This window comes from Trueperaceae bacterium, assembly GCA_019454765.1.
Taxonomy (GTDB): Bacteria; Deinococcota; Deinococci; order Deinococcales; family Trueperaceae; genus JAAYYF01.
Window position 1 is genome coordinate 1 of the sequence record JACFNR010000064.1, and the last position, 10,528, is coordinate 10,528.

A 10,528-nucleotide genomic window follows, 5' to 3' on the forward strand; every position below is an offset into this window, starting at 1 on the left:
CACGGCATCGCCAACCGCCCGCACATCAAGACGCACAAGCTCCCCCTGATCGCCCGCTGGCAGTTGGACGCGGGCGCGCGCGGGATAACGGTGCAGAGCGTGGGCGAGGCCGAGGTCATGGCCGCCGCCGGCATCGACGACATCCTGATCACCTACGACGTGATGGGCGAGGACAAGGTCAGGCGCCTGGCGCAGGTCGCGCGCCTGGCGCGGCTGCGCGTGGCGGTCGACAACGAGGTGGCGCTGGCGGCGGTGGCCGCGGCGGCGCGCCTGGCAGAGCGGAGCATGGGCGTGCTGGTCGAGTTCGAGTCGGGCAAGCTGCGCCAGGGCGTGGTGACGCCGGAGGAGGCCGTGCGGTTGGCGCGCGCCGCGGCGGCCCGCCCGGAGCTCGCCTTCCTCGGGCTCCTCACCTACCCGAACTCCGACCAGGTGCCGGCCTTCGTCGAGCGCGCCCGCGCGCTCCTGACGGAGGCGGGCCTCGAACTCCAGGTGGTGTCCGTGGGCGGCACGCCGGGGCTATGGCGCACGCACGAGGCGGGCGTCGTCACCGAGCACCGCGCCGGCACCTACGTCTACAACGACCGGAACAGCGTGGCCGCCGGCAGCGCCACCCTCGACGACTGCGCGCTGCACGTGCACGCGACGCTCGTCAGCAAGCCCACCCCGCACCGCGGCGTGATCGACGCCGGCTCGAAGACGCTCACGAGCGACCTGTTCCGCCACGGCGCCGGGGGCGGCTACGGACTGATCCTCGAGTACCCGGAGGCGGTCATCCGGGAGCTGTCGGAGGAGCATGGCGCCGTCGACTTCTCGGCCTGCGCCAAGGCACCGGCCATCGGCGAGCGCCTCAGGGTGGTCCCCAACCACGTCTGCCCCGTCTCCAACCTCCACGACGAGGTGTACGCCTACCGCGGCGGTCGCCTCGCGGCCGTGCTGCCGGTCGCGGCGCGCGGGAAGACCCGGTGAGCGCGGCCGCGAGGCCGGTCGCCGTGGTGCGCCCCGGCCCCGAGCACCGGGCGGGCTGGGACGAGCTCTACGCCGGTTACGCCGCCTTCTACCGCAAGGAGCAGACGGCCGCCATGCGTGACCGCGTCTGGGGTTGGATCACCGACCCCGGCTCGGAGGTCGAGTGCTTCCTCGCCGTCGACGCGGGTGGCGCGCCGGTCGGGCTCGCCCACTTCCGCGAGTTCGCGCGGCCGCTCGACGCCTCGCGCGGCGGCTACCTCGACGACCTGTTCGTCGCGCCGGCGGCGCGGGGCGGCGGCGCCGCCGCGGCGCTGCTGGCGGCGCTCGCCGCCGAGGGCCGTCGCCGCGGCTGGTCGGTGGTGCGCTGGATCACGGCCGACGACAACTACCGCGCTCGCGCCCTCTACGACCGGGTCGGCAAGCGCACCGCCTGGGTGACGTACGACATGCCGCCCGGCGGAGACGACGCGGCCTGATCCCGCGCCGGGCCCCACGACCCGACGGCGCAGAACCCCACCGACAGCGTTCTGTGACGGCTGGCCACCCTTCGGCCCGCGGGCGGGTCTACCCTTGCCGTGCTTCGGGGTGCGCCTGCGGTCGCCCTGATGACCGCGGGCGCCGCCCGGATGGGGCGCCACCGGCGCCGCCACGCCAGACCCCGGCCGCTCGCCGCGGCCGCCGCAGCACGTGACGGGCCTGAGCAGCACCGGCCGGGCTTCCGAGGACGCCAGTCCATCAGGGAGAGAGCCGGCGAACATGCGCGCAAGCGTGAAGCCGATAACGAGGGCGCTCCGCCTGGCGGCGGTGCTGCTGTTGGCGGGCGGCGCCGCCTTCGCGCAGGACGCGTCCACCATCACGGTCGACTCGTTCACGAGCGACTTCTCGGCCATGAGGCTCCTGACCGACCTCGCCAAGCAGGGCAAGGGCAAGATCGGGGTGCTCCTGCCCGAGACCACCACCTCGGCGCGCTACACGGCGTTCGACGAGCCGTTCCTCAAGCAGGCCTTCGAGGCGGCGGGCGTGCCCGCCTCCGACGTGATCATCACGAACGCCCAGGGCAGCGAGGCGACCGAGCTGACGCAGGCGCAGGCCGCCATCACGCAGGGCGCCACGGTGCTCCTCATGGACCCGATCTCGTCGGGCGTGGGCGCCTCCATCGAGGCGTACGCCAAGGACCACGGCGTGCCCGTCATCGACTACGACCGCCTGACGCTCGGCGGCTCGCGCGCCTACTACGTGAGCTTCGACAACGTGCAGGTCGGCAGGCTGATCGGTCAAGGCTTCGTCGAGTGCGTCAAGGCGTGGAAGGTGGCCGACCCGCAGGTGCTGATCATGAACGGCGCTCCCACCGACAACAACGCCACGCTCTTCTCGCAGGGTTACCACTCCGTCCTCGACCCGCTGTTCGACGCCAAGACCTACACGAAGGTCGGCGAGCCGGCCGGCACGTGGGACCCGAGCCAGGCGCGCACCACCTTCGAGGGCCAGTACACGGCACACAGCAACATCAACGCGGTGGTGACGCCCAACGACGACAACGCCAACGCCGTCATCGCCTACCTGAAGACGCTCGGCGTGCCCGCCAACACCTTCCCGACGACCGGTCAGGACGCCACCCTGCAGGGGCTGCAGAACGTCCTCGCGGGCTACCAGTGCGGCACCGTCTACAAGCCCATCAACCTCGAGGCGCAGGCGGCGGCGGCCCTCGCCATCTTCCTGCGGGCGGGCGTCACGCCGCCGGCGGGCCTCGTGAACGGCACCACCAAGGACAGTGACGCAGGCACCGACGTGCCGTCGGTCCTCCTGACCCCCATCTGGGTCACGCCGGCGAACATGGCGGACACGGTCGTCAAGGACGGCTTCCAGAAGGCCGCCGACCTGTGTGCCGGCTTCACGGACGAGTGCAAGGCCGCGGGCATAGGGCAGTAGGTTCGCGGCGTGAGTGACGAGCAGGCTCGGCAACCGGCGCGAGACGCGGCTGCCGAGCCGCTCTTGCGCCTGGAGGGCGTGGTCAAGAGCTTCGGCGCGGTCCACGCCCTCCGCGGCGTCGACCTGACGGCGCCGGCCGGCCAGGTCACGGCCCTCGTGGGCGACAACGGGGCCGGCAAGTCCGTCACCGTCAAGGTCGTCGCCGGGACGTACCTGCCCGACAAGGGCCAGCTCCACTGGGAGGGGCGGCCCGTCCGGCTCCGCTCGCCGCGCGACTCGTCGGCGCTCGGCATAGAGGTCGTGTACCAGGACCTGGCCCTCTGCGACAACCTCGACGTGGTGCAGAACATGTTCCTCGGCCGCGAGGTCACCAAGCGCGGGCTCCTGGTGGAGGACGCCATGGAGTCGGCGGCCATGAGCACGCTGGCCGACCTGCGCGTCACCACCGTGCAGTCGGTTCGGCTGCCGGTGGCGGCCATGTCGGGCGGGCAGCGCCAGTCCGTCGCCGTCGCCAAGGCCGTCATGTGGAACTCCAAGCTCGTCATCCTCGACGAGCCCACGGCCGCCCTGGGCGTCGCCCAGACCCACCAGGTGCTCGAGCTGGTGCGGCGCCTGGCCGAGAGGGGGTTGGGGGTCATCATCATCTCGCACAACCTCACGGACGTCTTCGCGGTGGCCGACAGGATCGCCGTCATGCGCCTCGGGCGCGTGGTAAGCGAGGGGCCGACGACCGCCACCGACGTCCAGACCGTCGTGGAGCAGATGACCACCGGGGTGGCGGCGTGACCGACGCGGCGGCCGCCACGACTCAGGAGAGCGAGGCCGCAGGCGCCAGCGTCAAGCGCGTTCAGGGCGGCGGCGCCGGCGGGGTGATGCCGGTCGTCATCGGCGTCATCGTCATCGCGGTCATCTTCCAGTCGCTCAACGGTCACTTCCTGTCGACGGGCAACCTCGTCAACCTACTGGTGCAGGCGTCGGTGTTCATGATCATCGGCATGGGTGAGGTGTTCGTGCTCCTGCTCGGCGAGATCGACCTGTCGCTCGGCTACGTGGCAGGCATAGGGGGCGTGGTCGTCACCGAGCTCGTGCAGGTCCGCACGGGCTGGCCGTGGTACGCGGCGATCGCGGCGGCACTCGTCGTGACGGCCGCCATCGGCTTCCTGCAGGGCACGCTGATCACGCGGCTGCGGCTACCGTCGTTCGTCGTCACGCTCGCCGGCCTCCTCGGCTGGCAGGGCGTGATGATCATCCTGCTGGGCACGGGCGGAACCATCCCCATCCCGGACGCCACCATCAACGCCATCGCCAACGGCACCATGTCGCCGCTCGCTGGGTGGGTGCTGGCGGTCGTGATCGTGGGCGCCTACGCCTACCTGACGTTCCGGTCCGACGGGCGCCGGCGCGCCAGCGGCCTGGCGGCGCCGCGGCTGAGCACCACCCTTCTGAAGGTGGTGGGCGTGGCCGTCGCCGCCGCGCTCGTCACGCTCCTGACGAACGTCAACCGCGGCGTGGGCGTGTACACGCTGCGCGGCATGCCGTACGTGTTGCCCCTCGTGTTCGCCGTCCTCGTGCTCTGGTCGGTGGTCCTCACGCGCACGCGCTTCGGGCGCTACGTGTACGCCATCGGCGGGAACGCCGAGGCGGCCCGCCGCGCCGGCATCTCGCTGCCGTGGGTGCGCACCGTCGCGTTCTCGCTGGCGGGCGTGACCGCCGGCGTGGGCGGCATCGTCTACGCGTCGCGGCTCCGCTCCATCTCGACGAGCTTCGACGGCGGCACCATCGTCTTGTACGTGGTGGCGACCGCCGTCATCGGCGGCACCAGCCTGTTCGGCGGGCGCGGCCACCCCCTGCACGCCGTGCTGGGTGGCGTCGTGATCGCGGCCATCGTCAACGGCATGGCGCTGCTCGGCTTCAGTGCCGCCATCCAGCTGATCGCCACGGCCGTGGTGCTGCTCGCGTCGATCATGGTCGACGTGATCATCAGGCAGCGCGGCTCCACCGCCAGGGCCTGAGCGTCCGCGCCGTAGAGGGCGCCCTCAGACTGCGAGGCGGGCCCGCGTGGCAACGTGCAACCACGCGAGCCAGACGCCGAACAGCAGGAGCGCGACCGCTTGGTGCAGGGCGGCGAGCCACAGCGGGACGAACGTGACGAGCGTCAGGATCCCCAGCGTGGCCTGGACGAGCACGCCGGCCAGGAGCGCCACGCTCCAGGCGCGGTGCGGCCCCCCGGCGCGCGCGGCCGGGCGCCAGGCGCCCGCGACCAGCAGGGCGGCGACGAGGAGCAGCAGTAGCGGCACGGTCCGGTGTATCCACTGGACCGTGGCGATGTTGTCGAGCAGGTTGCGCAGGGGCGGGTCGAGGCGCCAGGCGGCCGGCGGCCACCAGCCGCCCGCCATGAGCGGCCAGGTGTTGAAGGCGCGCCCGGCGTCGAGGCCCGCCACGAAGGCGCCGTACGTGACCTGGAGCACGAGCAGCGCCCCGAACGTCACCAGCCCGGCGTGGAGGCGCCTCAGCCGGCGCCGGGCGCCCTCGTCGGGGGCGGGGGTGGGCCACAGGTCGGCGGCCGTCCACAGGCAGACGGCGAAGATCGTGAACGCCAGCAGCAGGTGCGCGGCCAGCCGTTCATGAGCCACGGACGGACGGTCGACGAGACCGCTCGCGACCATGAGCCACCCCATCAACCCCTGCAGGGCCCCCAGGCCGAACAGGAGGAGCAGGCGCCTGAGCAGCGGCCCCCGCAGGTAGCCGCGCGCGAGGAACGCCAGGAACGGCACGAGGAAGACGACACCGATGGCGCGGGCGAGGAGGCGGTGGGCGTACTCCCAGTAGTAGATGAAGCGGTACTCGGCGAGCGTCATGGTCGGGCGCAGCTGCTGGTACTCGGGGTAGCGCTTGTAGGCGTCGAACGCCTCCTGCCACTGCGCCTCGCCGACGGGGGGCACCACGCCCATCAGCGGGGCCCACTCGACGATGGATAGCCCCGACTGCGTGAGGCGCGTGATGCCGCCCACCACCAGCATGGCGAAGGTGAGGGCGGCGCCCGCGAGCAACCACAGGGTGAGCCGGCGGCGGCGCGCCACCGGCAGCGCCGCGCCGAGGGCGGGCGCGAGGAGCGCCGCCCCCCGCGAGGCCGAGGCCGCGCGCGCCGGCGCGACCGAACCTGTTACGCCCACCCTGTTCACCGTGGAGCACTCTACCGCCGCGGCGGTAGAGTACCGCCGCGGCGGCAAGCGGCGGACGTAGGGGTCCTCAGTACCCCTTGGCACGGTCGATGACGTTGAGGAGCGGTTCGCCCTGCACGAGGCGCCGCACGTTCTCGCGCACGAACGCGTCGGCCCCCAGGGGGCGTCCGCCCGCCGCGTGCGGCGAGATGATGACGTTGCGTAGGGGCCATAGCGGCGAGGAGGCCGGGAGCGGCTCCGTGGCGAACACGTCCAGCGCGGCGCCCCCGATGCTGCCGCTCTCCAGGGCCGCCACCAGGTCGACCTCGTTCACGCTGGCGCCGCGACCAACGTTGACCACCCAGGCGTGGCGCGGCAGGAGCGCCAGGCGCCGCGCGTCGAGCGCGCCGGCCGTGGCGGCCGAGGCGGGGAGGATCATTACGAGCGCGTCGGTGGTGGGCAGCAGGTCGTCGACGCGGTCGGCGGCCACCACCTCGAAGCCGTCGCGCCGGCCGGCGCGGGTCGCCACGCCCGTCACACGCGCGCCAAGGGCCGTGAGCATGGGCGCCAGCCTGGCCGCGATGCTGCCGAAGCCCCAGATGGTGACGTTGGAGCCGTGGAGGGTGGTGAAGACGTCGGGGTCCCGGTCCGGCTGCGCTCCCCCGAGCTCGGCGGGCCAACGACGGTCGTTCTGCGCGTCACGCATGAGGTGGAGCCGGCGCGCGGCGCCGAGCAGGAGCGCGACGGTGTGCTCCGCGACGGGCTGGTCGTGCAGCCCGCGCCCGTTGGCGATGGGGACGCCCGCCGGGAAGCCGGCGGCCACCAACGTGTTGGCGCCGGCCATCAACCCCTGCACGAGCCGAAGGCGCGTGAGCTCCCGCGCCGAGCGTTGGAGTAGCGCCGGCGGGTTCAGCCACGCCACGAGCACGTCGGCGTCGGCGTGCTCGGACGGCACCGGCCGGAGCGGGTCGTACGGCACGTAGCTGACGCCCGCCTGCCTGCGGCCGAAGTCGAAGGTGGCGTTGGTGGGGAACAGGACCTTCGTGGCGTGCCTCCCGGTCAGGCGGGCGCGGCGGTCTCGACCCGCTGCCCGATGCTCGTCAGTAGGGTGTCGAGGTCGAACTCGTCTGGTTTCGTGTAGACGCGCTCGTCGTTCACGTCGATGGTGAAGATGCCGTGGCCGCCGGGTCGGAGGGTGACCCCGCCGAGCGACTGGCCGAACCGCTCGAGGATGGCCCTCTGCACGTCGAGGGCGCGCGGCAGGTGGCCGCAGGGGACGCAGTACTGGATCTGCACGGTGGGCTTCGACATCGTCAGCTAGGTCCTCCCGAGTAGTCCTTCAAGCATAGTTGGCGAAGCGCGCGCCGGCGGTAGCGCGGGGCGTCACGCGCGGGCCCGCGGGCGCCGCCACGGCCTCACGGTCGCGGGTCGCGCACCAGGCGCGACGGCCACCAGATGACCTTGCCGAGGTCGTAGGTGAGCGCCGGCACGAGCAGCGTCCGCACGACGAAGGTGTCGAGAAGCACCCCGAACGCCACGATGAAGGCGATCTGGACGAGGAAGAGCACGGGTATCACGGAGAGGGCGGCGAAGGTGGCCGCCAGGACCAGGCCGGCCGAGGTGATGACGCCGCCCGTGATGGAGAGCCCGCGCAGGATGCCGTCGCGGGTGCCGTGGGCGAGCGCCTCCTCCCGCACGCGCGTCATCAGGAAGATGTTGTAGTCGATGCCGAGCGCCACCAGGAAGACGAAGCCGTAGAGGGGCACGGCCGGGTCGGCGCCGGGGAAGCGGAAGATCCCGTCGAAGGCGAGCGCGGCCACGCCCAAGGCCGTGCCGAAAGACAGGACGGTGGTCGCCACGAGCAGGACCGGCGCCAGCACGGAGCGTAGGAGCAGCATGAGGATGACGAGGATGACCGCGAGCACCACCGGGATGATGAGGTTGCGGTCGTGGAGGCTGGCGTCGTTCGTGTCGATGGCGGTGGCGGTCACCCCGCCAACCAGCGCTCCGGGCGCGATCGCGGCGAGGCGGCGCCTGATGTCGCGTACGGTGCCCTCGGCCGCCGACGAGTCCGCCGCCTCGGTGAGCGTGGCCTGCAGGAGGACCGCCCCCTCGTGAACGGTCGGCCTTGGCGCCGGCGTTCCCGGCGGCCCGAACGCGGCGATGCCGGCGTCGGTCACGGTCGCGGCGCCCCTCGGCGAGTCGGCCGAGGCGATCATCACGCCGGCCACCCCGTCATGGGTCAGCAGCATGGCGGCGGCGGCGGGCCAGGCGTCCTCGTCCACGACCACGTAAAGCGGGCTGCCCGAGCCGCCGGGGAAGTGCTCGCCGAGCGCCGCCTGCCCGGCCCGCGCCTCCGACGGGCCCAACACCAGGTCGGATTGGGGCACGCCGGCGGCCTCGAGCTGCGTGACGGCCGCCGCGCCGGCGACGAGGAGCGCGAGGATGGCTAGCCACAGCGTGCGCGGGCGGCGCTGCACCAGCCGCGCCAACCAGGCCCAGAAGCCGGTGGCGTGCATGCCGTGCTCGGCGGCGACCACCTCGGGTTCGAAGCGCGGTCGGTGCGGCCAGAAGGCCGCGCGTCCGAAGGCGTAGAGCAGGGAGGGGAGCAGCGTGAGGGCCGCCAGCATGGCGAAGACGATGCCGACGGAGGCGACCGGGCCAAGTGAGCTGTTCGACTTGAGGTCGCTCAGGAGCAGGCAGAGGAGCCCGGCGATGACGGTACTGCCGGAGGCGACGATCGGTTCGAAGGTCCCGCGCAGCGCGCGGCGCGTGGCGGTCCAGCGGTCGGTGGTGACGCGCAGCTCCTCGCGGTAGCGCGACACGTAGAGGAGCGAGTAGTCGGTGGCGGCGCCGATGACCAGGATGAACAGGATGCCCTGGGTCTGGCCGCTGAGGAGGAGCACGCCCGCCTTGGCGAGCCACCAGACGGTGAGGAGCGCCAGGGTCAGGGCCGACAGGCTGGTGGCCAGTACGGCCACGGGCAGTAGCAGGGAGCGGTAGACGCCCAGGAGGATGAGGAAGACGGCGGCGAGCGCGACCAGGAGCAGGAGCCGGTCGATGCCCGAGAAGCCTGCCACGAGGTCGGCGATGAAGCCGGCCGGACCCGTGACGTATACCTTCACGCCCGCGGGCGCCCCGGCGCGGAGGGTGTCGCCGATGGCGCGCGCCGTGGCGGCGGCGCCAGTGCCGGAGTCGAGCGGGACGAAGGCCTGCGCCGCCCGGCCGTCGCGCGACGGGATGACGGGCGAGACGGCGCCGACGACGCCGGCCGTGGCAGGGAGCTCGGCCACCTGCGCGTTCAGCTCGGCCAGCTGCTCCTGGCTCAGGCCGTCGTCGGCCACGAACACCAGGACGGCGGGGAGCCCGGCGGCGCTCCTGAAGGCCGGCAACAGGTCGTTGACCTTGGTGGCGTCGGCGGAGCTCGGCAGGTACGCTGTGGCGTCGTTGGACGAGACCTCGCCAACCCGACCGAAGTAGGGCCCGCCTATCCCGGCCCCCACCAGCCACGCCACCACGAGGAGCGCCGCGATGAGGGCGCGCGTGAGGCGTGCGGGTCCGCTTCGGGCGCGCGCTGTTATCGTCTCGTCGTCGTCGGGTCGCCGGGTTCCGTTCATGACCTTCTCCTAACCAAGCTAGCAGGTAGCTTAGCACTCTGCTCGCCCGGTGTAAGATAGTGACATGCACGGCGACCACGAGCCCGGTCACGACGCACCACCTGCCGCGCCCGGCGCGGGTGCCGCAGACATCTTCGGTGTCGAGTCGAACGACCCGCTCGCCACGCTGGTGGACCGCTCGACCGTCGACGCCGAGGCGCTCCGGCAGATCGACGCCCTCATGGCCGCCCTCGCGCGCCTGCGGGCCGCCGAACGCAGCCTCGCCGACGCCGCCCTCGCCCACCTCCGGCTCAACGAGACCGACATGCGCGCCATCCACTTCCTGATCGTCTGCGACAACCGGGGCACCCAAGCCACCGCGGGCGCCATCGCCGCGCACCTCGGCATCTCGACGGCCGCCACCACCAAGCTCCTCGACCGACTCGAGCGCCGCGGCCACGTGAAGCGCCACCCCCACCCGAGCGACCGCCGCGCCCTGGTCATCGCCGTCACGCCCGCCACCAAGGAAGCGGCCATCGCCACCGTGGGGCGCCACCAGGCGCGCCGCTTCTACGCCGCCGTCAGGCTCAGCCCCGCCGAACGCGAGGTCGTGACGCGCTTCCTCGACGACATGACCACCGAGCTCACGGCGGGGACGGGCGCGCCGCCGCCGAAGACCGAGTGAGCTTCTCACCAACGCGCGCGCAGCGGGCCGCGCTAGCCTCTAGGGCGTGACCCGCCCCGCGAACCCCTCGCGGCCGCAGGGTCACCCGGCGCCGGGCGGCGCACCCGCTCGCCGGGTCGGCGACCTGCGGCCCGGCCAAACCCGCTCAGGGAAGGACCGCAAATGAAGCCTCGACTCACCTGGCTAACCCC

General features: G+C 72.8%; 10 protein-coding genes. 6 read left to right on the top strand and 4 right to left on the bottom strand.

The window, feature by feature from the left end:
- The 5 genes from H3C53_12570 to H3C53_12590 all read left to right on the top strand — a co-directional run.
- The coding region (locus H3C53_12570) for an alanine racemase (protein ID MBW7917499.1) at positions 1–966 on the top strand (966 nt) is incomplete at its 5' end.
- On the top strand, positions 963–1,442 hold the full coding sequence (locus H3C53_12575; GenBank protein ID MBW7917500.1) for a GNAT family N-acetyltransferase: 480 nt from the start codon (positions 963–965) through the stop codon (positions 1,440–1,442). The genes H3C53_12570 and H3C53_12575, both read left to right, overlap by 4 nt.
- Positions 1,443–1,734: 292 nt before the next feature.
- Positions 1,735–2,895, top strand: coding sequence for a substrate-binding domain-containing protein (locus tag H3C53_12580; GenBank protein ID MBW7917501.1), 1,161 nt, complete (start codon positions 1,735–1,737; stop codon positions 2,893–2,895).
- A 9-nt stretch (positions 2,896–2,904) separates the two neighbouring features.
- Complete coding sequence (locus H3C53_12585) at positions 2,905–3,681, top strand: sugar ABC transporter ATP-binding protein (protein MBW7917502.1); 777 nt, start codon at positions 2,905–2,907, stop codon at positions 3,679–3,681.
- Complete coding sequence (locus H3C53_12590) at positions 3,678–4,907, top strand: ABC transporter permease (protein MBW7917503.1); 1,230 nt, start codon at positions 3,678–3,680, stop codon at positions 4,905–4,907. The genes H3C53_12585 and H3C53_12590 overlap by 4 nt, the downstream gene beginning before the upstream one ends.
- Before the next feature lie 24 nt (positions 4,908–4,931).
- Here the strand turns inward: H3C53_12590 and H3C53_12595 are convergent, their stop codons facing one another.
- From H3C53_12595 to H3C53_12610, 4 genes are all read right to left on the bottom strand, one after another.
- Positions 4,932–5,915, bottom strand: a complete 984-nt coding sequence (locus H3C53_12595; GenBank protein ID MBW7917504.1) for a COX15/CtaA family protein — start codon at positions 5,913–5,915, stop codon at positions 4,932–4,934.
- A 229-nt stretch (positions 5,916–6,144) separates the two neighbouring features.
- A complete protein-coding gene (locus tag H3C53_12600) occupies positions 6,145–7,092 on the bottom strand; it encodes a phosphoglycerate dehydrogenase (protein MBW7917505.1) in 948 nt (315 codons plus the stop codon).
- Between the two features lie 23 nt (positions 7,093–7,115).
- Positions 7,116–7,367, bottom strand: coding sequence for a SelT/SelW/SelH family protein (locus H3C53_12605; protein MBW7917506.1), 252 nt, complete (start codon positions 7,365–7,367; stop codon positions 7,116–7,118).
- A 104-nt stretch (positions 7,368–7,471) separates the two neighbouring features.
- Entirely contained in the window at positions 7,472–9,673 is a 2,202-nt protein-coding gene (locus H3C53_12610; protein ID MBW7917507.1) for an MMPL family transporter, read from the bottom strand.
- A 64-nt stretch (positions 9,674–9,737) separates the two neighbouring features.
- On the opposite strand from H3C53_12610, the gene H3C53_12615 reads away from it, so the two are divergent.
- Positions 9,738–10,337, top strand: a complete 600-nt coding sequence (locus tag H3C53_12615; GenBank protein ID MBW7917508.1) for a MarR family transcriptional regulator — start codon at positions 9,738–9,740, stop codon at positions 10,335–10,337.
- The last annotated feature ends 191 nt before the right edge of the window (positions 10,338–10,528 follow it).

Coding starts and splice junctions, on each gene's coding strand:
- H3C53_12595 (MBW7917504.1), bottom strand. CDS start 5,915: ATGCTGGTGGTGGGCGGCATCACGCGCCTCACGCAGTCGGGGCTATCC.
- H3C53_12605 (MBW7917506.1), bottom strand. CDS start 7,367: ATGTCGAAGCCCACCGTGCAGATCCAGTACTGCGTCCCCTGCGGCCAC.
- H3C53_12610 (MBW7917507.1), bottom strand. CDS start 9,673: ATGAACGGAACCCGGCGACCCGACGACGACGAGACGATAACAGCGCGC.
- H3C53_12615 (MBW7917508.1), top strand. CDS start 9,738: ATGCACGGCGACCACGAGCCCGGTCACGACGCACCACCTGCCGCGCCC.